Source organism: Pseudomonas sp. JAI115, from assembly GCF_014200835.1.
GTDB classification, from domain to species: Bacteria; Pseudomonadota; Gammaproteobacteria; order Pseudomonadales; family Pseudomonadaceae; genus Aquipseudomonas; species Aquipseudomonas putida_A.
The window spans coordinates 16,620-39,942 of record NZ_JACHCY010000017.1 but is presented as its reverse complement, the minus strand read 5'-3'; the positions used below and the strand labels follow the sequence as shown (position 1 = coordinate 39,942).

Genomic DNA, 23,323 nt, shown 5'->3' with positions numbered 1-23,323 from the left:
GAAGTCCATGCGCAAGTTATCCACAGCACTGACGATTGGCCTGCTGGCTCTGGCCAGCGCCTCGGCATTTGCCGAGCAAAGCTGCGAAACGGTGAAAATGGCCGACCCGGGCTGGAGCGACATCGCCGCGACCAACGCCATCACCGGGTTTCTGCTGGACGGCATGGGCTACAAGGCCAAGGTCGACACCCTCGCGGTGCCGATCACCTTCGGCGGTTTGAAGGACGGTCAGGTGGATGTGTTCCTCGGCAACTGGATGCCGGCGCAGCAGGGCTTCTACGACAAGTTCGTCGCCACCGGTGACGTCACGCAACTGGCGAAGAATCTCGACGGCACCGAGTTCACCCTGGCCGTCCCGGATTATGTGTGGGATGCCGGTGTGCATGACTTCGCCGACCTGAACAAATACGCCGACAAGTTCGACAAGAAAATCTACGGCATCGGCTCCGGTGCGCCAGCGAACATCTCGCTGCAGGAAATCATCAAGAAGAACGACTTCGACCTCGGCCAGTGGAAGCTGATCGAATCCAGCGAACAGGCGATGCTCGCCGAAGTGTCGCGGGCAGTGAAGAAGCAGAAATTCGTCACCTTCCTCGGCTGGACCCCGCACCCGATGAACGTGCAGCTGAAAATGCATTACCTCAAGGGCGGCGAGAAGTATTTCGGCGACACCGGCAGCGTCTACACCCTGACGCGCAAAGGCTACGCCGAGGCCTGCCCGAATGTGGGCAAGTTGCTGACCAACCTGACGTTCACCCAGGACATGGAGAACAGCATCATGGCTGAGGTGGTGAACAAGAAAGTCAGCAATGCCGATGCGGTGAAGGCGTGGATCAAGGCCAATCCGGCGGTGCTGGACAAGTGGCTGGAGGGGGTGAAGACCGTGGATGGCAAGGATGCTTTGGCGGCTGTAAAGGCAAAGCTTTGACCGTGGGGTGGCTTTGAATTTTGCTCGGCTTGAGATTTTTGCCCCCTCACCCCAGCCCTCTCCCCCAGAAGGGGCGAGGGGGAAGGGAGCCGATCTTTATGTTGTTCAGAACCTGAGTTCGACTGGATATCTCAGGTCGGCGTACTTCCCTCTTTCACCTCGATCAGTCCCCTCTCCCTCCGGGAGAGGCTTAGGGTGAGGGCCTTTACCCTGGCACCCTGATAACCTTGAACAAAACCCGCCCGCGAGGACCCATGGCCCTGCCCAGTCGCCACTCACTCTTTCCCTTCCTGACCTGGCTGCCCCGGCAAACCCGCGCCAGCGTCGGCCGGGATCTGGTCGTTGGCCTGAGCGGTGCGATTCTCGCGTTGCCGCAGTCGATCGCCTACGCACTGATCGCCGGCCTGCCGCCGGAATACGGCCTCTATGCGGCGATCATCCCGGTGCTGATTGCCTGTCTGTGGGGTTCGTCGTGGCACCTGATCTGCGGCCCAACGGCGGCGATTTCGATTGTGCTGTATGCCAGCGTCAGCCCCTTGGCTGTGCCGGCGTCACAGGACTACATCACGCTGATCCTGCTGCTGACCTTCCTTGCGGGGATTTTTCAGTGGCTGCTGGGGTTGCTGCGCTTCGGCGCTTTGGTGAATTTCGTCTCGCACTCGGTGGTGCTCGGCTTCACCCTCGGCGCGGCGGTGGTGATCGCCATCGGCCAGTTGCCGAATCTGCTGGGGCTGGATCTGCCGGCGAAAGCCACGGCGCTGGCCAGTCTGATGGACCTGCTGCAGCACCTGCGGGTTGTGGATAAACCATCACTGGTGTTGGGTTTGGCCACGGTGCTGGTCGGTTTTGTCCTCAGACAACTGCTGCCGCGCTGGCCGACTCTGTTGATAACGCTGGTGCTGGGCAGCGCAGTGGTGTGGTTATGGCCGGCGATGTTCGGCCACGTGCATCTGGTCAGCGCCTTTGTCGGACGCCTGCCACCGTTCAGTGCGCTGCCGCTGGATCTCGATCTGGTGCTGCGCTTGCTGCCGAGCGCCGTGGCGGTAGGCATGCTCGGTCTGGTCACCAGCCTGTCGATTGCCCGTTCGATTGCTGCACGTTCGCAGCAGTTGCTTGATGCCAACCAGGAAGTCCGCGCACAGGGCTTGTCGAATATTGTCGGGGCGTTCTTTTCCGGATCGCTCTCCGCCGGTTCGTTCACCCGCTCAGGCCTGAGTTACGAGGCAGGTGCCTGTTCGCCGCTGGCCGGGGTTTTTTCGGCGATCTGGGTCGCGCTGTTCGCGATTTTCGGCGCCGGGCTGATTTCACACATCCCCATTCCGGCGATGGCCGGGAGCATTCTGCTGATCGCCTGGGGCCTGGTGGATCATCGCGGGATTCGTTCGTTGCTGCGGGTCAGCCGCGCCGAGTTCGTGGTCATGGTGCTGACCTGCCTCGCCACGCTGCTACTGGAACTGCAGACCGCGATCTATGCCGGGGTGCTGGCGTCGCTGTTCTTCTACCTCAAGCGCACCTCGCAACCGCGAGTGCAGCATTCCCGCGAGGGTGAGGAGGACGTACTGCGGGTCGGCGGCTCGATCTTCTTCGGCGCCAGCCATTACCTGCAAGTGCGCCTGCAACGGCTGCACGGTACGCGGGTGGTGATCGAGGCGCAGCAGATCAACTTCATCGATTATTCGGGGGTGGAGATGCTGCATCAGGAGGCGCGGCGCCTGCTGCGTCAGGATCGCAGCCTGACCCTGCGCCGGGCTCGGCCGCAGGTGGTGGAGGAGTTGCGGAAGCTGGAAGGGCCGGAAAAGTGTCCGATCCGGTTTGAGGATTGATCCAGGATCGGCGGTGCGGCCATTCGCGAGCAAGCCAGCTCCCACATTGGAATGCGATCAAATGTGGGAGCGGGCTTGCTCGCGAAGCTTTTAAAGGGCCAACTGGCGGCGTAGTTCGGCCAGTACCGGCGCCGTATCCGGACGCACCCCGCGCCACAGGAAAAACGCCTCGGCCGCCTGTTCAGCCAGCATCCCCAGACCATCCATCGATACCGCCGCGCCATGCTCGCTGGCCCAACGGCAGAATGCGGTCGGCTCTTTGCCGTACATCATGTCGTAGCACAGGGTCTGGCCCGGCTCGATCAGGCTCGCGGCAATCGGCGGCACGTCGCCGGTGAGGCTGGCGGAGGTGGCGTTGATGATCACGTCCACCGGCTCCTGCAACCAGTCGAAACCACTGGCCGACACCGGCCCCAGATCACAGAACAGCTCGGCCAGCAGCTCGGCCTTGTCCACCGTGCGGTTGGCAATAATCACCGATGCCGGCTTCTCCGCCAGCAACGGCTCCAGCGCGCCACGCACCGCGCCGCCAGCGCCGAGCAGCAGGATGCGTTTGCCGGTCAGGCTGAAACCGGCATTCACCGTCAGGTCGCGCACCAGACCGGCGCCGTCGGTGTTGTCGCCGAGCAGCGAACCGTCGACCAGTTTGCTCAAGGTGTTCACCGCACCAGCGCGCTGCGCGCGAGCGGTCAGGCTGTTCGCCAGGCGATAGGCCTCTTCCTTGAACGGCACCGTGACGTTGGCGCCGCGACCGTCCTGGAAGAACGCCATGGCGCAGGCACTGAAGTCGTCAAGCGGCGCCAGCAGGGTGCTGTAGTCGAGGCGCTGACCGGTCTGCTCGGCGAACAGTTTGTGAATCATCGGCGACTTGCTGTGGCCGATCGGGTTACCGAAAACGACGTAACGATCCATCAGCAGTCCTCAGGCCTGGGCCAGCCAGTCGCGGTCTTGCAGGAAGTAGTCGGTCAGGCGCGCTTCTTCGCTGCCGGGCTCGGCCTTGAAGTCATAGGCCCAGCGCACTTGCGGCGGCAACGACATGAGGATCGACTCGGTACGCCCGCCCGATTGCAGGCCGAACAGGGTGCCTCGGTCGTAGACCAGGTTGAACTCGACGTAGCGGCCACGGCGGAATTCCTGGAATTCACGCTGCTGTGCGGTGAACGCATCGTGCTTGCGGCGCTGCACGATGGGCAGGTAAGCGTCGATGTAGGCATCACCGATGGCGCGCATGAAGGCGAAACTGGTGTCGAAGTCCCACTCGTTCAGGTCATCGAAAAACAGGCCGCCGATGCCCCGCGGTTCATGGCGATGCTTGATGTGGAAATAGGTGTCGCACCAGGCCTTGTAACGTGGATAGACGTCCGGCCCGAACGGCGCGCAGGCCTGCTCGGCGACGCGGTGCCAGTGGATGCAGTCTTCTTCATTGCCGTAATAGGGGGTCAGGTCGAAGCCGCCGCCGAACCACCAGACCGGCTCTTCACCTTCCTTCTCGGCGATGAAAAAGCGCACGTTGGCGTGGGACGTCGGCACATGCGGGTTGTGCGGGTGAATCACCAGCGACACGCCGAGGGCTTCGAAACCGCGACCGGCCAGTTCCGGGCGATGGGCGCTGGCCGACGGCGGCAGCCCGCTGCCGAACACGTGGGAAAAGTTGACGCCGCCCTTTTCGATCACCGTACCGTTTTCGATCACGCGGGTACGACCGCCACCACCGGCAGGCCGGGTCCAGGCGTCTTCGACGAAACGCGTGCCGCCGTCCTCGGTTTCCAGCGCGGCACAGATGCGGTCTTGCAAATCGAGCAGATAGGCCTTTACGGCGTCGGTGCGGGTCGTCATGGCTTCACCTTGAATCGGGCATAACTACGCGGGCGCCCCGCAGGCAGGGGGCGGCGCAAATGGGCGCGTAGCATAACACCGCAAACCTGCGCGCCGCAGTTGACGAAGATCAAGCAGGGGAGTTGGATAGGGGGCTTACAAACGACCCAAGGAGAGCAGGCAGATGGCAAAGCGTATCCAGTTCCGCGCCCACGGCGGTCCCGAAGTGCTTGAGTTTGTTGACTACGAACCCGCCGCGCCCGGCCCGAATCAGGTGCGGGTGGCGAACAAGGCGATCGGCCTGAACTTCATCGATACCTATTACCGCGGCGGTCTGTATGCCCCGCCAGCCTTGCCGTCCGGCCTCGGCGCAGAAGGCGCCGGCATCGTCGATGCGGTGGGCAGCGACGTCACCCGGTTCAAGGTCGGTGATCGCGTGGCATATGGCAGCGGCCCGCTGGGTGCCTACAGCCAGTTGCACACCCTGCCCGAAGCCAATCTGGTGAAGCTGCCGGACGAAATCAGCTTCGAGACCGCAGCCGGGGTCATGCTCAAGGGCCTCACCGTGCAGTACCTGCTGCGCCAGACCTATGAACTCAAGGGTGGCGAAACCATTCTGTTCCACGCCGCTGCCGGGGGTGTCGGTTCATTGGCCTGCCAATGGGCCAAGGCACTGGGCGTCAAGCTGATCGGCACGGTCAGCTCGAAGGAAAAAGCCGAACTGGCCAAAGCCAACGGCGCTTGGGCAACCATCGATTACAGCCACGAAAACGTGGCACAGCGGGTGCTGGAGCTGACTGACGGCAAGAAAGTCCCGGTGGTGTACGACGGCGTCGGCAAAGACACCTGGCTGACCTCGCTCGACAGTGTGTCGCCGCGTGGGCTGGTGGTGAGTTTCGGCAACGCCTCCGGTGCGGTGGACGGGGTGAATCTGGGGATTCTTTCGGCCAAGGGCTCGCTGTACGTGACCCGCCCGACCCTGGCGACCTACGCCAACAACGCCGAGAACCTGCAGCGCATGGCCGACGAGCTGTTCGAGATGATCATCAGCGGCAAGCTCAAGGTGAGCATCAGCCAGCGCTATCCACTGGCTGATGCGGCGAAGGCGCAGACCGAATTGTCGGCCCGGCGTACCACCGGCTCGACCATCCTGCTGCCCTGACAAACCTTCGACGTCTTGCCAGTCAGGGTTGCGAACCCACGGCTGGCAAGTCAGTTCGAACGCGTTCAACACCTCGGCAGATGACACTCCAACGGTTTCTGCACCACGTGGCCAACCGCCGGATCAGGCGGTTGGACCGCCGCGAGAATTTGCCGCCACTCGGCTGACAGCACCCAGTAATCGCCGCGTGCGCGCTGGTCGATATGCAGGGCATTGGAAGCGATCGGCATCAGGCCGAAGCGCTGGTAGAAGCGCAGCTGTTGCGATCTGCACAACGCGGTTACCCCGTTATAACCGCGTTTAATGGCCCACTCGGTAGCGGCCGCCAGCAGACCGTTGACCGCAATGGGCAACTGATTGGGTGTGTACGACATCAATCGACTGAATTCGACATGGCGCGACAGCGCTACTGTGGGAGAAACGTGTTGCTGCGCCAGCGATACCCACTCGAACGGTGCCGGAGTCGCTCTCAATACCGCCAACAGTTGATCGTGCCGATACAGCAGAAAATGGGTACTGCGCGACTTTATCGCCAGTCTGGTTTCGAGCATCCGCGCCCGTGAAGTCAGCATGTAATGCTGCAACCGAAGCCGAAATTGCCGATCGATAAACCGGTCGAACTCCTGAGTATCCGCCCCTGCCTCAAGCATCACGATGCGACAACCCTCATGGTGACTCTTCAACGTCACCTGAAGCGCCTGCAGGTAATCCGTGAGTTGCAAATTGGTAGTGTCCATTCTTTCTCCGCAGACCTTAACTTATCGAAGTGTTTCGAGTGCAGGGAAAGGATGGTTGCTTTTGCCGATTCCGCCACGCCAGAAAGTCTGATAATCGAGTGGGAAAAGCCAATGAATCCGGGGACTTGGCGACTTTTCCGACACAGAAACTGGCGTCATTGCAGGATAAATCGCAGGCACGCGTAGTCCTCCTCACCATCAAGGCGAGGAAGACTCACGGTAAAGGTTTTCGACGCAGGATCAGTCGGGACGAATGACCTTGCCGGTTGCCAGGTCGCGGATCACGCTGGGGTTCTTGCGCCCGCCCAGTTGCCCGCCAAGGATCAGGTCGATCTGCCCACGGAAATACTGCTCGACGCGCAACCGCGTGCGCGCCGCCGGCCGCCCCTGCGGGTTGGCCGAGGTCGAGATCAGCGGCCCGACCATCGAGCACAGATCCCGCACCTGCGGGTGATCGCTGACTCGCAGCGCCACCGTGTCATGCACGCCCGTCACCCATTCAGGCAACAGGTTCTGATGCGGCACCAGCCAGGTGTTCGGCCCCGGCCAAGTGCTGGCCATGCGGTCGATCCACTCCTGCGGGAAGTCTTGGAACAGGAAGTCGAACTGGCGGATGTTGTCGGCGACCAGGATCAGACCCTTGTCCACCGAACGGTTCTTGATCGCCAGCAGCCGATCCACTGCCTCTTCGTTCCACGGGTCGCAACCCAGCCCCCAGACGGCTTCCGTTGGATAGGCAATCACCGCCCCGGCGCGAATCTCTCGTGCGGCTTGTTGCACACGCCAACTGTTGACCATGAAAAAACTCTCCGAAAACAGGTTTTGCGCAGTTTACCGATCTTCCCTGTAAAACCTAGCGTGTCCTCGCCAGCCAGCGACCGTTTTCACACACTGCGCGGCCGTCCATTTCCAGTTCGGTGAGCGCCGCGAGAACGTTGGGCAGCGTCCAGCCGCTGCTCTCGACCAAGGCTTCGCTGGTGTGCGGCGCGGCGTGCAGCAGGTCAAGCAAGGGATGCGCGGTATCCGGCGGGTCTGTGGATAACGGCAAATGCTGCCAGCCGCGCAGGGCTTCGAGAATGTGTTCGATGGTTTCCACCAACACCGCACCGTCGCGGATCAACTGATGGCAGCCGCGCGCACCAGGGTGATGGATCGAGCCGGGAATCGCATACACCTCGCGGCCCTGTTCCGCCGCCAGCCGGGCGGTGATCAGTGAACCGCTGGCGACACTCGCCTCGACCACCAGCACGCCGAGAGACAAACCGCTGATGATCCGGTTGCGCCTGGGGAAGTTGCTCGCCGTTGGCCCGGCGTCCAGTGGAAACTCGGAAACCACTGCGCTGCCCGAGGCAATCATCGCGTCGGCCAGTCGACGATTGCGCTGTGGATAAAACTTTTCCAGGCCGGTGCCGAGTACACCGACGGTTTGCCCGCCGACGTCCAGAGCCGCTTGATGCGCAGCCGCATCGATACCCAGCGCCAAGCCACTGGTGATGACGAAACCGGCCCCGGCGAGGCTGCGGGAAAACGCGGCGGCGGTATCCATTCCCGGGCGCGACGCGCTGCGACTGCCGACCATCGCCAGTTGCGGTCTTTCCAGAATCAGCGGATCACCGGCGACGAACAACAGCGGTGGCGGGTCAGGGATCTGCGCCAGCAGCGCCGGATAATTCGCCTGGTCCAACATCAATAGATGCTGGCCGGGCCGCTCTAGCCAGCGCAATGCATGGCTGGCGCCGTCGCGCACTTCAGGGCTGCGCCGGGCCTCGGCCGAGGCCGCCGGCAACCCCAGCGCACGCCAGGCACTGGCCGGCGCGCTCAGGGCTTTTGACGCCGAGCCGAAGGCTTCAAGCAGTTTGGCAAAACGTTTCGGGCCGATTTCCGGCAAGCGGTGCAGGCGCAAACGCGCTTCCAGTTCCGCTGGGGAAACCGGCGTACAGGCAGACAGCATCGTGGATCATCCTTGATCGTTATAAGTCCCGAACCATTCGGAACAAGCTGTGGATAACTCTGTTGGTAACTTGTTAAGCCTGCTAAGGATTTCGCACCTTGTCGAGCACCGCCAGCGAGCGCGATGCGTTGAGTACGAGGCCGTAACTGAGCTTGTCGTAGGTGCGGAACACCATCAGCAGACCGGCCCGTTCATCGGGAATTTTCAGCGGCTGGCCGGTGACCCGGTCGCGCACGGTTTCCCCGGTTTTCATCACCACCAGCACATTGCCTTCGGCCAGACCGTCGCGCTTGCCTTTGTTCAGGGTGACCACGTCCATCACGCCGATCTGCGTGACGCCGCGCGGCACGTCGATGATCAGGCCGTTGATGTCGGTGCTCGGGGCGCTGGGCATGAAAGTCGAATTGATCGAGCGCTCTTCGCCGCTGAACAGACGATCGCCCAGACGTACTTCCTGGGTGGTGCGTTGCAGGGCGAGGGTGGCGACGTCGCCTTCGGTGGCGACGATTTCACCGCCACCGATATCGTCGGCGTTGATCCCGAGAAACTCCTTGGTCTGCGGGTCGGTGTAGACCTTGCCCTGGCGGAAGATGCCGTACACCGGTTGATTCGGGTCGAAGTGGCCACGGGCGAAGATCCGGTCGCCGGTGCCGCTGAGCACGCGCTCGGCATCGCCGGCGACGATATATGGCGCCTTGTCGAAGTCCTCGACCTTGTCGACGATGCGGTTGCTCAGCAGAAAGCTGTTGATCGATTTCAGCGGAATGCTCGGAATCGCCTCGGCCACCGGGCTGGTGCGGATGCGCGGCGACAGCTTGATGGTGCCCCGTGACTCGCCGCGATTGAGGGTCAGCTGCGGCTGGCCGTTGACGTAACTGAGCGTCAGCGTGTCGCCGGGATAGATCAGGTTGGGGTTTTCGATTTGCGGATTGGCCCGCCACAGCTGTGGCCATTGCCAGGGCTCGCGCAGGTATTTGCCGGAAATGTCCCAGAGGGTGTCTCCCGAAACCACCGTGTATTGCTGTGGAAAACCATCCCTGAGTTGCACTTGCCCTTGCGCAGCCGCGGCCGAAGCCAGAAGCAGCAGGGCGAGTAGTGTTTTCCTCATGCAGCGAATCCCTTTATCATGTGCGTTCGCGTGAACCGTCAGAGCCCCCGTGGCTCGCTACTGCAAATTGCATTAGCTACGCTTCACAACGGTAGCCTGCATCTTCGGACCTGCCAGGCCATCGACCCGACTTTACTCAATACGTGCAGCAATCAGCCTATGGCCATTTTAAACATCCTCGAATTCCCGGACCCGCGTCTGCGTACTATCGCCAAGCCTGTGGCTGTAGTGGACGACGAAGTGCGTCAGTTGGTCGATGACATGTTTGAAACAATGTATGAAGCGCCGGGCATCGGCCTCGCCGCGACCCAGGTCAACGTGCACAAACGTATCGTCGTGATGGACCTTTCCGAAGACCGCACCGAACCCCGGGTGTTCATCAACCCCGAGTTCGAATCGCTGACCGACGAGATGGATCAGTATCAGGAAGGCTGCCTGTCGGTGCCGGGTTTCTACGAAAACGTCGACCGCCCGCAGAAGGTCAAAATCAAGGCACTGGACCGCGACGGCCAGCCTTACGAACTGATCGCCGAAGGCCTGCTCGCGGTGTGCATCCAGCACGAATGCGACCACCTCAACGGCAAGTTGTTCGTCGATTACCTGTCCACGCTCAAACGCGACCGGATCAAGAAGAAACTGGAAAAGCTGCATCGCCAGAACGCTTGATGCCCTCCTTCAAAGGCTTGCTGCGGCAAGCCTTTTTCTTTTTATGAGACGCCCTTCATGACTGAGCCACTGCGCATCGTTTTTGCCGGCACCCCGGAATTCGCCGCCGAACACCTCAAGGCCCTGCTGAACAGCCCTTACGAGATCGTTGCGGTCTACACCCAACCGGATCGTCCGGCCGGTCGCGGGCAAAAACTGATGCCGAGCCCGGTCAAACAGTTGGCCCTGGAAAATAATATCCAGGTGTTGCAGCCGCCGACCCTGCGCAACGCCGATGCTCAAGCCGAGCTCGCCGCGCTGAAACCGGACTTGCTGGTGGTGGTCGCCTACGGCCTGATCCTGCCGCAAGCGGTGCTGGATATTCCGCGTCTGGGCTGCATCAACAGCCACGCCTCGCTGTTGCCGCGCTGGCGCGGTGCGGCGCCGATCCAGCGCGCCGTGGAACACGGTGATGCCGAAAGCGGCGTGACTGTGATGCGCATGGAAGCCGGCCTCGACACCGGGCCGATGCTGCTCAAAGTCGTGACCCCGATCAGCGCCGAAGACACGGGTGGCACGCTGCACGACCGTCTCGCCGAAATGGGCCCGCCCGCCGTGGTTCAGGCAATTGCCGGCCTGGCCGCTGGAACCCTCGAAGGCGAAGTGCAGAACGACGAGCTCGCCACCTACGCCCACAAACTGAACAAGGACGAAGCGCGCCTCGAATGGAGCCGTCCGGCGGTCGAGCTGGAGCGTCTGGTACGCGCCTTCAATCCATGGCCGATTACCCACAGCACCCTCAACGGCGAAGCGCTGAAGGTATTGGCCGCGACGCTGGCTGACGGCAAAGGCGCTCCGGGTGAAATCCTCAGCGCCAGCAAGGACGGCCTGATCGTGGCCTGCGGTGAACAGGCGCTGTGCCTGACCCGCCTGCAACTGCCCGGCGGCAAGGCGCTGAACTTCAGCGACCTGTTCAACAGCCGTCGCGAGAAATTCGCTGTCGGCACCGTGCTCGGCGCCATGGTGGCCGCGCAATGAACCCGCGTCTGGCCGCCGCCAAGGCACTCGCCGCCGTGCTCAGCGGCAAGGCTTCGCTGAACAGCTCCCTGCCGACGCAACTGGACAAGGTCGAGGACCGTGATCGCGGTTTCACCCAGGATCTGGCGTTCGGCACCGCGCGCTGGCAGCCACGGCTGTCGGCGCTGGCGGAAAAGCTTCTGCAGAAGCCGTTCAAGGCTGCCGACGCCGATGTCGAGGCGCTGCTGCTGGTCGGTCTCTATCAACTGCTCTACACGCGCGTGCCGCCGCACGCGGCCATCGGCGAAACCGTCGGTTGCGCCGACAAGCTTAAAAAGCCGTGGGCCAAGGGTCTGCTCAACGCCGTGCTGCGTAATGCCCAGCGCGAAAGCGAGACCATTTTCGCCGAGCTGGAGCGCGACCCGGTGGTACGCACCGCTCACCCGCGCTGGCTGCAAAAATCCCTGAAAGCCTTCTGGCCGGAACAGTGGGAAGCGATCTGCGCCGCGAATAACGCGCATCCGCCGATGATCCTGCGGGTCAACCGCCGCTATCACAGCCGCGACGCCTACCTCGGCTTGCTCAGCGAGGCCGGCATCGCCGCCACGCCGTGCGTTTACAGCCGCGACGGCATCGTCCTCGACGCCGCCGCCGATGTGCGCAGCCTGCCGGGTTTTGCCGAAGGCTGGATCAGCGTGCAGGACGAAGCCGCGCAACTGGCCGCCGATCTGCTCGATCTGGCGCCGGGCCAACGGGTGCTCGACGCCTGCTGCGCCCCCGGCGGCAAGACCTGCCACATCCTCGAAGCCGAACCGGCGCTGGCCGGCGTGGTGGCGGTGGACCTGGAAGCCAAGCGGCTGGTGCGCGTAAAGGAAAACCTTGAGCGGCTGGGGCTGAGCGCCGAACTGATCGCTGCGGACGGCCGCGATACCGCAGCGTGGTGGGACGGCAAGCCGTTCCAGCGCATCCTGCTCGACGCGCCATGTTCGGCAACCGGCGTGATCCGCCGCCACCCGGACATCAAGCTGACCCGTCAGCCGGACGACATCGTTGCCCTCGCGCAACTGCAAGGCGAACTGCTCGACGCCCTGTGGAAAACCCTCGAAGTCGGCGGCATCCTGCTGTACGCCACTTGCTCGACCTTGCCGACCGAGAACACCGAAGTCATTGCCGCGTTCCTTGAGCGCACGCCCGGTGCCCGCGAACTGGATCTGGCAACTACGGCCGGGATCAAACAGCCCCATGGTCGCCAATTGCTGGCCCAGCAGGGCGGGCATGACGGGTTCTACTACGCCAAGCTGATCAAGATCGCTGCCGCGCGCGGCTAAACGGATTCAACGGAGTGACTGGATGAAAATCATCATCCTCGGTGCGGGGCAGGTCGGCGGTTCGCTGGCTGAACACCTAGCGAGCGAAGCCAACGACATCACCGTGGTCGACACCGACGGCGAACGCCTGCGCGACCTCGGCGACCGTCTCGACATCCGCACCATTCAGGGCCGCGGCTCGCTGCCGTCGGTGCTGCGTCAGGCCGGCGCCGACGATGCCGATATGCTGGTGGCGGTGACCAACAGCGACGAGACCAACATGGTCGCCTGCCAGGTCGCGCACACCCTGTTCCACACCCCGACCAAGATCGCCCGGGTGCGCGAAGCGTCCTACCTCAATCGCGAAGAACAGCTGTTCCAGAACGAAGCGATTCCGGTCGACGTGCTGATCAGCCCCGAGCAGGTGGTGACCAACTACATCAAGCGCCTGATCCAGCATCCGGGCGCGCTGCAAGTGATCGACTTCGCAGAAGGCCAGGCGCAACTTGTGGCGGTGCGCGCCTATTACGGCGGGCCGCTGGTGGGTCAGCAATTGCGCCAGTTGCGCGAGCACATGCCGAATGTCGAGACGCGTGTCGCGGCGATTTTCCGCCGCGACCGGCCGATCCTGCCGCAGGGCGATACGGTGATCGAGGCCGATGACGAAGTCTTCTTCATCGCCGCCCGTGAGAATATTCGCGCGGTGATGAGCGAAATGCGCCGTCTCGACGAAACCTACAAGCGCATCGTGATTGCCGGTGGCGGGCAGATCGGCGAGCGCCTGGCCGAGGCCATCGAGAGCCGCTACCAGGTGAAAATCATCGAGATGAGCCCGGCGCGCTGCCGCTATCTCTCCGACACCCTCGACAGCACCGTGGTGCTGCAGGGCAGCGCGTCGGACCGTGATCTGCTGCTGGAAGAGAACATTGCCGACGCCGACATCTTCCTTGCGCTGACCAACGATGACGAAGCCAACATCATGTCGTCGCTGCTGGCCAAGCGCCTGGGCGCGAAGAAGGTGATGACGATCATCAACAACCCGGCTTACGTCGACCTGATCCAGGGCGGCGACATCGACATCGCTATCAGCCCGCAACTGGCGACCATCGGCACCTTGCTGGCTCACGTACGGCGGGGCGATATCGTCAGCGTGCACTCATTGCGCCGGGGCGCGGCGGAAGCCATCGAGGCGATTGCCCACGGGGATGCGAAGTCGAGCAAGGTCATCGGCCGGCCGATCGAGAAAATCGGCTTGCCACCGGGCAGCACGATTGGCGCGATCATCCGCAACGAAGAAGTGATCATCGCCCACGACGATACGGTGATCGAAACCGGCGACCATGTGATTCTGTTCCTTGTGGATAAAAAGCATATTCGCGATGTGGAGAAGCTGTTTCATGTGGGTCTCAGCTTCTTCTGAGTTTTGCGCTGACGGCACTGGCCCCTTCGCGAGCAGGCTAGCTCCCACATTTGGAATACGTTTCCCCTGTGGGAGCGGGCTTGCTCGCGAAAGCGGTGTAATTGACACCGATCTACACCTGACACTCCACAGAAAAGGACTCCACCGATGCTCGAATCCCTGGAAAAAATGCTCGCCAAGGGTGTGGATAACTCATTGCTGCGCTTTGGCCTGGGCAAGGGTTATCTGGATCTGGGGGAGAACGCCAAGGCAGCCGAGCATTTCCAGCGCTGTGTCGGTTTCGACCCGAAGTACTCGGCGGCGTGGAAGCTATTGGGCAAAGCGCAACTCGCACTCGGCGATCACGCCGCCGCACGGCAGGCGTGGGAACAAGGTCTGGAAGCCGCCCGCGCCCATGGCGACAAGCAGGCCGAGAAGGAAATGACGGTGTTTCTGAAGAAGCTCGACCGCCAGGCGCAATAAGTTAGAGATAACGCAGGCCGATGCCCTCGGCATCCACCGTCACCACTTCCATTCGCACCCGCGGCGCGCCTGTGGGTAAATCCTGCACTTGGCCATAAACCACCGCACCCTTGGGCAATGACGCCAGACGCGGATGCTGCACATACACGCCGGTGGCCGACAGATTGCGGGTCTGCCCCAGGCATTCGCCGAAGCTGTCGTGGGTGATCTTGATGCGGAAGGATTTGCGTTGTTCGGACATCTTTATGCGCCCTTGAATGAACGGGGTTGTGGATAAGCCGCAGAAGCAAGATCAAAAGATCGCAGCCTGCGGCAGCTCCTACGGGTTATCCACAGAGTGTGCCAACTTGCTCAGTACCAGCGCGCTTCGCCCGGCGGACGTTTCTTGAAGCGCTTCATGCTCCACATGTATTGGCTTGGATACGCGGCAACGTAGCGTTCAACGACTTTGCTCATCGCTGCGCAGGATTCCTCGGTATCGGTGCTGTACATGGCCTCGGGCGCCGCTTCGAGGATCACTTTGTAGCCGGAGCCGTCCGGCAGGCGCAGGGCGTGCAGGAACACGCCGACCGCTTTGCCGCCGGCGAGCATGTTCGGCACGAATTTACTGGTCAGCGCCTGGGTGGCGAAGAACGGTACGAAGATCCCCGCGGATTCGGCCGGTTCCGGGTCAGCGGGAATGCCCACTGCACCACCTTTGCGCACTTCCTTGATGACGCTGAGGATGCCTTCCTTGGTGGAGGCAGCGACCTTGTTGCCCAGCTGCACGCGTTGCTTGCGCAGCAATTCATCCACAGCCTTGAGCTTTGGCGGGCGGTAGAAAATGATCGGTTTGCACTGGCTGCAATAGAAGTGGTTGAGCACTTCCCAGTTGCCCAGGTGGCTGGTGATGCCGACCACGCCTTTGCCCGAGGCCAGCGCCTCCTTGAGGATGTCGAGGCCTTCGACTTCGCGCACCAGATCGATCGAACGCTGGGCCGGCCAGATCCAGGCGCAGGCACTTTCGGTCAGGGATTTACCGATGTCTTTGAGGCTCTGGCCGACCAGGCGCTCACGTTCGGCCGGGTCCATCTGTGGAAAACATTTGGCGAGGTTGATCCGCACCACGTCGCGGGAGCGGTTGGGGGTTTTCCACATGATCCAGCCGATCGCCGAACCCACGGCCTGCACGGCCCGCCATGGCAGCAGGGCAAACAGCCGCAGAGCGCCTACCAGCAAGGCGCCTTTAAACTTTTCCACAGGTCACTCCTGATTTTCTGCTGTGCGCGAGGCGGCCATTCTAACCGCCGTTGACCAGCTGCGCGTAGCGGTCGCAGTCCTGAGTGTGATCCATGACCATGCCCGAAGCCTGCATCAGTGCGTAGCAAATGGTTGGGCCAACGAAGGTGAAGCCGGCCTTTTTCAGGGCTTTGCTCATCGCCACGGCTTCGGGGGTGATCGCCGGGACTTCGCTGCGATCCTTGAAATGATTGATGATCGGTTGGCCGCCGACGAACCACCAGAGAAACGCCACCGGGTCTTCCAGCGCCAGCCAGGCCTGGGCGTTGCGCCGGGCGGCATTGAGTTTGAGGCGATTGCGGATGATGCCGGGGTCGAGCATCAGTTCGGCGATTTCCGCGTCGCTCATCTGCGCCACACGCTGCACGTCGAAGCCGTACAACACCTCGCGGTAGCGCTCGCGTTTACGCAGCACGGTGATCCACGACAGCCCGGCCTGGAACCCTTCGAGCAAAAGCAACTCGAACAAACCCTGCGCATCGCGTAGCGGCGTGCCCCACTCCTGATCGTGATAAGCCATGTACAGCGGATCTTCGGTACACCAAAAGCAGCGTGGCATAAGGCTCCAGGGGGTGGAGGTGCGACTGAATCGGGTATACTCCCGCTCTTTAAATCGCAGCCCAAGAAACAGGTGAATTTCGTGAGCCAGCCTACGCCAGCCGTGCGTACCTTCCAAGACTTGATCCTCGCGCTCCAGCAATACTGGGCCGAGCAAGGTTGTGTGGTACTTCAGCCCTACGATATGGAAGTAGGCGCCGGCACTTTCCACACCGCGACCTTCCTGCGCGCCATCGGCCCGGAAACCTGGAACGCCGCGTACGTGCAGCCAAGCCGCCGTCCGACTGACGGCCGCTACGGGGAAAACCCGAACCGTCTGCAGCACTACTATCAGTTCCAGGTGGTTCTGAAGCCGAACCCGGACAACTTCCAGGAACTGTACCTGGGCTCGCTCAAGCATGTCGGCCTGGACCCGCTGGTCCACGACATCCGCTTCGTCGAAGACAACTGGGAATCGCCGACCCTCGGCGCCTGGGGTCTGGGCTGGGAAGTCTGGCTCAACGGCATGGAAGTGACTCAGTTCACCTACTTCCAGCAGGCTGGCGGCATCGAGTGCTACCCGGTCACCGGTGAAATCACCTACGGTCTGGAGCGTCTGGCCATGTACCTGCAAGGCGTGGATTCGGTCTACGACCTGGTCTGGGCTGACGGTCCGTTCGGCAAGGTGACCTACGGCGACGTGTTCCACCAGAACGAAGTGGAGCAATCCACCTACAACTTCGAACACGCCAACGTCGACAAGCTGTTCGAACTCTTCGACTTCTATGAAAGCGAAGCCAAGCGCCTGATCGAACTCGACCAGCCGCTGCCGTTGCCGAGCTACGAAATGGTCCTGAAGACCTCGCACACCTTCAACCTGCTGGATGCGCGCCGGGCGATCTCGGTGACCGCGCGTCAGCAATACATCCTGCGCGTACGCACTCTGGCGCGTTCCGTTGCGCAAGCCTACCTGCTGGCTCGCGCCAAGCTGGGCTTCCCGATGGCGACCCCGGACCTGCGTGACGAAGTACTGGCCAAGCTGGAGGCTGCACAATGAGTGCTCAAGATTTTCTGGTTGAACTGGGCACCGAAGAACTGCCTCCCAAAGCCCTGAACACCCTGGCTGAAGCGTTCCTCGCCGGTATCGACAAGGGCCTGCAAGCTGCCGGCCTGAGCTACGAAAGCAAAACCGTCTACGCCGCACCGCGGCGTCTGGCCGTGCTGATCACCGCGCTGGCCACCCAGCAACCGGATCGCAGCATCAACCTCGACGGCCCGCCACGTCAGGCGGCGTTCGACGCTGAAGGCAACCCGACTCAGGCAGCGCTGGGCTTTGCCAAGAAGTGCGGCGTCGAGCTGAGCGAAATCGACCAGAGCGGCCCGAAACTGCGTTACAGCCAGAACATCGCCGGCAAGCCAACCGCAAGCCTGCTGCCGACCATCGTCGAAGATTCGCTGAACGACCTGCCGATCCCGAAACGCATGCGTTGGGGTGCGCGCAAGGAAGAGTTCGTGCGTCCGACCCAGTGGCTGGTGATGCTGCTCGGTGACCAGGTCATCGACTGCACCATCCTCGCGCAGAAGGCTGGCCGCGACTCCCGTGGTCACCGTTTCCATCACCCGGAAAGCGTGCGCATCGGTTCGCCGTCGAGCTACCTGGCCGACCTGCGTGCCGCCTACGTGCTGGCCGATGCCAACGAGCGTCGCGAGATCATCAGCAAGCGCACCGAAGAACTGGCGACCCGTCAGGAAGGCACCGCGATCGTGCCGCCGGCGCTGCTCGATGAAGTGACCGCGCTGGTCGAATGGCCGGTGCCGCTGGTGTGCTCGTTCGAGGAACGCTTCCTCGACGTGCCGCAGGAAGCACTGATCACCACCATGCAGGACAACCAGAAGTACTTCTGCCTGCTGGATGCCGACGGCAAGTTGCTGCCACGGTTCATCACCGTCGCCAACATCGAAAGCAAAGATCCACAGCAGATCATCGCCGGTAACGAGAAAGTGGTTCGCCCACGCCTGACCGACGCCGAGTTCTTCTTCAAGCAAGACAAGAAGCAGAAACTCGAAGCCTTCAATGATCGCCTGAAGAACGTGGTGTTCCAGGAAAAACTCGGCAGCGTCTACGACAAGGCCGAGCGCGTTTCGAAACTCGCGGCCTACATCGCCGCGCGAATCGGCGGCAACGCTTCCTGGGCGGCCCGTGCCGGCCTGCTGTCGAAGTGCGACCTGGCCACCGAAATGGTCGGCGAGTTCCCGGAGATGCAAGGTGTCGCCGGTTACTACTACGCCCTCAATGACGGCGAGCCGGAAGACGTTGCGCTGGCGCTGAACGAGCAGTACATGCCACGCGGTGCCGGTGCTGAACTGCCGGCGACCCTGACCGGTGCCGCTGTCGCGATCGCCGACAAGCTCGACACCCTGGTCGGCATCTTCGGTATCGGCATGCTGCCGACCGGCAGCAAAGACCCGTATGCCCTGCGCCGTGCGGCCCTCGGCGTGCTGCGTATCCTGATCGAGAAAAAACTCGACCTCGATCTGAACGACGCCGTGGCCTTCGCCGTGACGGCGTTCGGTGCCAAGGTCAAGGCTGCCGGCCTGAACGACGCGGTGCTGGAATTCATCTTCGACCGTCTGCGTGCGCGTTACGAAGACGAAGGCGTCGATGTTGCCACTTACCTGTCGGTACGTGCCCTGAAGCCGGGTTCGGCGCTGGACTTCGACCAGCGTGTGCAAGCGGTTCAGGCCTTCCGCAAGCTGCCGGAAGCGGCAGCGCTGGCGGCGGTCAACAAGCGTGTATCGAACCTGTTGAGCAAGGTTGAAGGCTCGGTGCCGACCGTGGTCGAAGCCAAATACTTCGACAACGCTAACGAGTTCTCGCTGTACTCGGCGATCCAGCAAGCGGATCAGGCGGTGCAGCCAATGGCCGCAGCGCGTCAGTACAACGAATCGCTGGCGCGTCTGGCGGCATTGCGCGAGCCGGTGGATGCGTTCTTCGACGCGGTGATGGTCAATGCCGAAGACGCCAAGGTCCGGGCCAACCGCTACGCGCTGCTCGCGCGTCTGCGTGGTCTGTTCCTCGGGGTTGCCGACATTTCGCTGCTGGGTTGAGGGGATTGCTGTTGAAACTGCTGATTCTCGATCGGGACGGAGTGATCAATTACGACTCCGACGCTTACATCAAGTCGGTGGAGGAGTGGATTCCACTGCCCGGCTCGATCGAGGCGATTGCGCAGTTGAGCAAGGCCGGCTGGACGGTGGCGGTCGCCACCAACCAGTCGGGCATTGCTCGCGGCTATTACGACCTTGCCACCCTCGACGCCATGCACGCGCGCCTGCGCACGCTCGTGGCAGAGCAGGGCGGTGAAGTCGGGCTGATCGTGTACTGCCCGCATGGTCCGGACGAGGGTTGCGATTGCCGCAAGCCGAAGCCGGGGATGTTGCAAACCATCGCGGCGCATTACAACGTGGCGCTGACGAATGTCTGGTTCGTCGGCGACAGCCTTGGTGACCTGGAGGCCGCCAAAGCCGTCGATTCACAGCCCGTTTTGGTAAAGACCGGGAAAGGCGAAAAAACTCTGGGCAAGACCCTTCCGGTCGGCACCCTGATTTTTGACGATCTGGCGGCGATTGCCGCAGAACTTATCCACAACTAGAGTGCTTCTGAAGTTCCTGACCAGGGATTGATCGGGAGTGCGCTTGAACAGTCGGGCATCGCCCGTAACGGTAAACGTCGCCATGTCGATACTGCAGGCCATCAGAATTTTTCTCTTTTACCTGCTGCTGGGCACTACTGCCTTGCTGTGGTGCAGCCTGAGCTTTTTTATCGCGCCCTTTTTGCCGTTCAAGGCGCGCTATCGTTTCATCAACGTGTACTGGTGCCGTTGCGCCTTGTGGTTGACCAAGGTGTTTCTCGGCATTCGTTACGAGATCAAAGGCGCGGAAAATGTGCCGGATCGGCCCTGCGTGATTCAGTCGAACCACCAGAGCACCTGGGAGACGTTCTTTCTCTCTGCTTATTTCTCGCCCTTGAGCCAGGTGCTCAAGCGTGAATTGCTCTACGTACCGTTCTTCGGTTGGGCCATGGCCATGCTGCGGCCGATCGCGATTGATCGCGACAACCCGAAAGCGGCGCTCAAACAAGTCGCGGCCAAGGGCGATGAACTGCTCAAGGACAACGTCTGGGTCTTGATCTTCCCTGAAGGCACCCGCGTTCCCCACGGCACTGTCGGCAAGTTCTCGCGCAGTGGCAGCGCGTTAGCGGTAAATGCGGCGCTTCCGGTACTGCCGATTGCACACAATGCCGGCAAGTTCTGGCCGAAAATCGGCTGGGGCAAGACGTCGGGTGTGATCACCGTGGTCATCGGTGAGCCGATGTATGCCGAAGGCACTGGCCCGCGCGCCATCGCCGAGCTGAACGACCGGGTACAGGCCTGGAACGAACAGACCCAGCGCGAAATGGGTTCGCTGCCACCAGCACCGCAGGCGCCTGCCGCGAATGATCAGGTGGCTGTCTGAGATTTTGTGGATAACCTGTGTACGGTTTTGTTGAAAAAGCCTGAATATTGAGAGTAACCGATTGATTTACTTATATATTTCTCAAGCTCATAAAACACCGTAAAAGGTGCATAAGTTTTTTTCGGAAGTAAAAAAACCGGCTGATATAGCCGGTTTTTTTGTGCCTGTTCACTCGCTGATCAACGGTAACTGCAGCCGGAACGTGGTGCCTTGATCGACGATACTGTGGCACTCGATGTTACCGCCATGATGATCGACCACTGCCTTGACCATCGACAGCCCCAACCCAACGCCATCAATCCCCTGCGCCGACGAAAAGCGCCGGTACTGGGTGAACAGATCCGGCAGCTCCTCGGCGGCAATGCCTTTGCCCTGATCGGTCAATTCACAGCATAGCCACTCACCTTGGCAACTGACGTTCAACTTGATCGTGGTACCGACCGGGCTGTACTTGATGGCGTTCTCCAGCAGGTTGAACAAGGCGCGGGTCAGCAGGCCCTGGTCAGCGTTGATCAAACGCTCCTGGGATTGTTCGTCCATCGTGTGCAGCAGTTTGATGCTTTTCTGCTGAGCAATGGGCAGCGCCTGATCCAGCACGTCCAGCACCAGCATCGCGAACAGACTGGGCTGGAACTGATAAGCCTCGGATTCGGCCCGCGCCAGCAGAACGAAACCGTCAGTCAGATCGAGCGCCCGGCGTACCTGGCGCTCGATCTGCTCGAACAGCGGTGAATCCGCGCCGGCTTGATGGCGATGTACATCGAGCAGGGCCAAAATCGCCGAATGCGGGGCGCGCAGATCGTGGGAAAGGAACCGCAGCAAGACCCCACGCTGTTCTTCTGCGGCGCGTTCGGCGCTCAGATCGGTGAGGCTCAGCAGCCAGCCGATGGGAGTATCGCCATCCACCGGCAGCAAAGCCGCCCGTTCCAGACGCAAACTGCGTTCCTTGTGATCGCGAAACTCCAGCAGCGTCAGGTCCGACAGCGCCGGGCGTGGTTCTGTGGACAATTCCGGATAACCGAGGCCGGCCAGTTGCTCGAGAACATAGTCACCGACCAGCGGGTCATCGAACAATACCCGGGCCTTGCGGTTTCCCAGCAGAATCTGCCCCTTGGGATCGCTGATCAGCGTCGCCACCGGCAGGTATTCCAGACCGTCGGCAATGAAACGCCGGGTATCGCGGGTGCGGCTCATGGCTTGCTCCAGTGCCATGATCTGGCCCTGCAGCTGATCAGCGCTGGTGAATTGCGCACGGCGCCGCTCGGGAAATACTTTCGGCTCGCGGTCCAGTCGGGCCAGCTCCCAGCCAAAATACGTCAGCACCACACTCAGGCGCCGCCAGTTCCAGATCAGGTAGCCGAACAACATGCCCAGCGCCGCTGGAGTCGGTGACCACCAGTGTCGAACTTCCGCCAGCCCGGCGCTAGCCAGCAGCACACAAGCCACACCGCACGATGTCACCCAGATCGCCCAGCGCGGGCGCCACAGCAGCAATCCGAGTACGCAGGCTACCAGCCCTACCGAAAGCAACGCGCTCCACATCGGTACCACGTCGTGCAGATTGATCTGCGCGCGATACGACAACAAGGCAGTCAGCGGCAACAGCACTAGACTTATCCACAACCACTCACGCACCAGCCGTCGAAACAGACGCTGGACCTGACTTGGCTCGCGGCTTTCACGCCGACGCGGGCTATTCATGACAAACAGGGCAGGGGACAGTGAATGGTTTCATGGGCCACAGGTCTGAGGATGTAGATCCGAAGAATCATAGCGGACGTCGACCGATGGTGGACTGCTTACTTTTACCGCACATGCCGAGCCTTCAGGGTTGCCGGCCACTGCTCAAGCAACAAGGAACCCACGCGTATGCGCGTTGCGATACTGGACGATGAACCCGCCGAACTGCGTCGGGTCGAGCAAACCCTGCAGCAGATGGCTGCGGAGGGAGACCAACCTTGGTCGTTGCACAGCTTTGAACGGGGCGAGGACCTGTTGCGCCAATTGCGGCGGGATACCTTCGACCTGCTGATCCTCGACTGGCAACTGCCCGACCTGTCCGGCCTGGCGCTGCTGCGCTGGACCCGCGAACACATGGAGGCGCCGCCCGCCGCAATCATGCTGACCAGCCGCGACGGCGAAAGCGATATCGTCCAGGCGCTGAACGCCGGTGCCGACGATTACGTCAGCAAACCGTTCCGCCCCAACGAGCTGAAAGCCCGAGTCGCCGCCGTACTGCGCCGGCACAGCCAGCAACGTAGCAGCGCTGCTGAAGTCCTGAGTTTCAATGACCTGACCTTCGACGACGCCGAACTGAGCGTCACCCGCGAGGGCAAGGCAGTGGTCATGACGGAGCGTGAATACCGCCTGGCGCGCTGCCTGTTCAGTAACCTGGGTCGGCCATTGTCGCGGGAGTACCTGTACGAACGCTTCTGGCCCCACGAAGAAGTGGCGTCGTCACGGCCGCTGGATACCCATATCTATCGCCTGCGCAACAAACTGGGGCTGACGGCGGATCGGGGTTGGCAGTTGCTGACGATTTATGGGTATGGGTATCGGTTGGAGAGTGTATCTGCGACACCTGCTGACAGCATGATGCAGTCGTAAGGTGAATCGAC

The 23,323-nt window shown here is 61.8% G+C and carries 23 protein-coding genes; 13 read left to right on the top strand and 10 right to left on the bottom strand.

What is annotated here, in order from left to right; all coding sequences use genetic code 11:
- The first annotated feature begins 7 nt into the window (after positions 1-7).
- Positions 8-928: a choline ABC transporter substrate-binding protein gene (gene choX / locus HDC30_RS25320; RefSeq protein WP_183785633.1), complete on the top strand. Its 921-nt coding sequence runs from the start codon at positions 8-10 to the stop codon at positions 926-928.
- 254 nt (positions 929-1,182) lie between these two features.
- Complete coding sequence (locus HDC30_RS25315; protein WP_183785631.1) at positions 1,183-2,751, top strand: SulP family inorganic anion transporter; 1,569 nt, start codon at positions 1,183-1,185, stop codon at positions 2,749-2,751.
- A gap of 90 nt (positions 2,752-2,841) precedes the next feature.
- Here the strand turns inward: HDC30_RS25315 and aroE are convergent, their stop codons facing one another.
- Positions 2,842-3,663 (bottom strand): shikimate dehydrogenase, encoded by an 822-nt coding sequence (gene aroE / locus HDC30_RS25310; protein ID WP_098966439.1) that lies wholly within the window; start codon positions 3,661-3,663, stop codon positions 2,842-2,844.
- A 9-nt stretch (positions 3,664-3,672) separates the two neighbouring features.
- Positions 3,673-4,587, bottom strand: coding sequence for an oxygen-dependent coproporphyrinogen oxidase (gene hemF, locus HDC30_RS25305; RefSeq protein ID WP_027610267.1), 915 nt, complete (start codon positions 4,585-4,587; stop codon positions 3,673-3,675).
- 163 nt (positions 4,588-4,750) lie between these two features.
- Between hemF and HDC30_RS25300 the strand changes: the two genes are divergently transcribed.
- Positions 4,751-5,728, top strand: a complete 978-nt coding sequence (locus HDC30_RS25300) for a quinone oxidoreductase (RefSeq protein ID WP_096795474.1) — start codon at positions 4,751-4,753, stop codon at positions 5,726-5,728.
- 65 nt (positions 5,729-5,793) lie between these two features.
- Here HDC30_RS25300 and HDC30_RS25295 read toward each other — a convergent pair whose 3' ends face one another.
- From HDC30_RS25295 to HDC30_RS25280, 4 genes are all read right to left on the bottom strand, one after another.
- A complete protein-coding gene (locus HDC30_RS25295) occupies positions 5,794-6,465 on the bottom strand; it encodes a hypothetical protein (RefSeq protein WP_027610269.1) in 672 nt (223 codons plus the stop codon).
- A 240-nt stretch (positions 6,466-6,705) separates the two neighbouring features.
- A complete protein-coding gene (locus HDC30_RS25290) occupies positions 6,706-7,263 on the bottom strand; it encodes an L-threonylcarbamoyladenylate synthase (RefSeq protein WP_115988545.1) in 558 nt (185 codons plus the stop codon).
- A 55-nt stretch (positions 7,264-7,318) separates the two neighbouring features.
- Positions 7,319-8,416, bottom strand: a complete 1,098-nt coding sequence (gene dprA, locus HDC30_RS25285; RefSeq protein ID WP_115988546.1) for a DNA-processing protein DprA — start codon at positions 8,414-8,416, stop codon at positions 7,319-7,321.
- Positions 8,417-8,498: 82 nt separating this feature from the next.
- Positions 8,499-9,524, bottom strand: a complete 1,026-nt coding sequence (locus tag HDC30_RS25280; protein WP_115988547.1) for a LysM peptidoglycan-binding domain-containing protein — start codon at positions 9,522-9,524, stop codon at positions 8,499-8,501.
- A 159-nt stretch (positions 9,525-9,683) separates the two neighbouring features.
- Here HDC30_RS25280 and def point away from each other — a divergent pair, with 159 nt between their 5' ends.
- From def to HDC30_RS25255, 5 genes are all read left to right on the top strand, one after another.
- Positions 9,684-10,190, top strand: a complete 507-nt coding sequence (def, locus tag HDC30_RS25275; protein WP_027610272.1) for a peptide deformylase — start codon at positions 9,684-9,686, stop codon at positions 10,188-10,190.
- A 57-nt stretch (positions 10,191-10,247) separates the two neighbouring features.
- A complete protein-coding gene (gene fmt / locus HDC30_RS25270) occupies positions 10,248-11,207 on the top strand; it encodes a methionyl-tRNA formyltransferase (protein ID WP_183785629.1) in 960 nt (319 codons plus the stop codon).
- The gene (rsmB, locus tag HDC30_RS25265; protein ID WP_103367981.1) at positions 11,204-12,514 is read left to right on the top strand and encodes a 16S rRNA (cytosine(967)-C(5))-methyltransferase RsmB; all 1,311 of its coding nucleotides are present in this window, start codon (positions 11,204-11,206) and stop codon (positions 12,512-12,514) included. Before fmt ends, rsmB begins: the two co-directional genes overlap by 4 nt.
- Positions 12,515-12,536: 22 nt before the next feature.
- Complete coding sequence (gene trkA, locus HDC30_RS25260) at positions 12,537-13,913, top strand: Trk system potassium transporter TrkA (RefSeq protein ID WP_095139781.1); 1,377 nt, start codon at positions 12,537-12,539, stop codon at positions 13,911-13,913.
- A 147-nt stretch (positions 13,914-14,060) separates the two neighbouring features.
- Positions 14,061-14,375, top strand: coding sequence for a tetratricopeptide repeat protein (locus HDC30_RS25255; RefSeq protein WP_027610275.1), 315 nt, complete (start codon positions 14,061-14,063; stop codon positions 14,373-14,375).
- A 1-nt stretch (position 14,376) separates the two neighbouring features.
- Here HDC30_RS25255 and HDC30_RS25250 read toward each other — a convergent pair whose 3' ends face one another.
- The 3 genes from HDC30_RS25250 to tag all read right to left on the bottom strand — a co-directional run bounded on the left by HDC30_RS25250 (position 14,377) and on the right by tag (position 16,212).
- A complete protein-coding gene (locus tag HDC30_RS25250; protein WP_007960749.1) occupies positions 14,377-14,616 on the bottom strand; it encodes a PilZ domain-containing protein in 240 nt (79 codons plus the stop codon).
- Between the two features lie 110 nt (positions 14,617-14,726).
- Positions 14,727-15,614, bottom strand: a complete 888-nt coding sequence (locus HDC30_RS25245; RefSeq protein ID WP_003220227.1) for a lysophospholipid acyltransferase — start codon at positions 15,612-15,614, stop codon at positions 14,727-14,729.
- Between the two features lie 40 nt (positions 15,615-15,654).
- Entirely contained in the window at positions 15,655-16,212 is a 558-nt protein-coding gene (tag, locus tag HDC30_RS25240; RefSeq protein WP_183785627.1) for a DNA-3-methyladenine glycosylase I, read from the bottom strand.
- 81 nt (positions 16,213-16,293) lie between these two features.
- On the opposite strand from tag, the gene glyQ reads away from it, so the two are divergent.
- The 4 genes from glyQ to HDC30_RS25220 all read left to right on the top strand — a co-directional run bounded on the left by glyQ (position 16,294) and on the right by HDC30_RS25220 (position 20,705).
- On the top strand, positions 16,294-17,247 hold the full coding sequence (gene glyQ / locus HDC30_RS25235; protein ID WP_183785624.1) for a glycine--tRNA ligase subunit alpha: 954 nt from the start codon (positions 16,294-16,296) through the stop codon (positions 17,245-17,247).
- Positions 17,244-19,298, top strand: a complete 2,055-nt coding sequence (gene glyS / locus HDC30_RS25230; protein ID WP_096795468.1) for a glycine--tRNA ligase subunit beta — start codon at positions 17,244-17,246, stop codon at positions 19,296-19,298. The genes glyQ and glyS overlap by 4 nt, the downstream gene beginning before the upstream one ends.
- A gap of 5 nt (positions 19,299-19,303) precedes the next feature.
- Complete coding sequence (gene gmhB, locus HDC30_RS25225; RefSeq protein ID WP_177325594.1) at positions 19,304-19,843, top strand: D-glycero-beta-D-manno-heptose 1,7-bisphosphate 7-phosphatase; 540 nt, start codon at positions 19,304-19,306, stop codon at positions 19,841-19,843.
- Positions 19,844-19,925: 82 nt separating this feature from the next.
- Positions 19,926-20,705 (top strand): 1-acyl-sn-glycerol-3-phosphate acyltransferase, encoded by a 780-nt coding sequence (locus tag HDC30_RS25220; protein WP_115988550.1) that lies wholly within the window; start codon positions 19,926-19,928, stop codon positions 20,703-20,705.
- 168 nt (positions 20,706-20,873) lie between these two features.
- On the opposite strand, the gene HDC30_RS25215 is transcribed toward HDC30_RS25220, so the two are convergent.
- Positions 20,874-22,406, bottom strand: coding sequence for a HAMP domain-containing sensor histidine kinase (locus tag HDC30_RS25215; RefSeq protein WP_183785622.1), 1,533 nt, complete (start codon positions 22,404-22,406; stop codon positions 20,874-20,876).
- Positions 22,407-22,574: 168 nt separating this feature from the next.
- On the opposite strand from HDC30_RS25215, the gene HDC30_RS25210 reads away from it, so the two are divergent.
- Positions 22,575-23,312: a response regulator transcription factor gene (locus HDC30_RS25210; protein ID WP_027610281.1), complete on the top strand. Its 738-nt coding sequence runs from the start codon at positions 22,575-22,577 to the stop codon at positions 23,310-23,312.
- Positions 23,313-23,323: the final 11 nt, after the last annotated feature.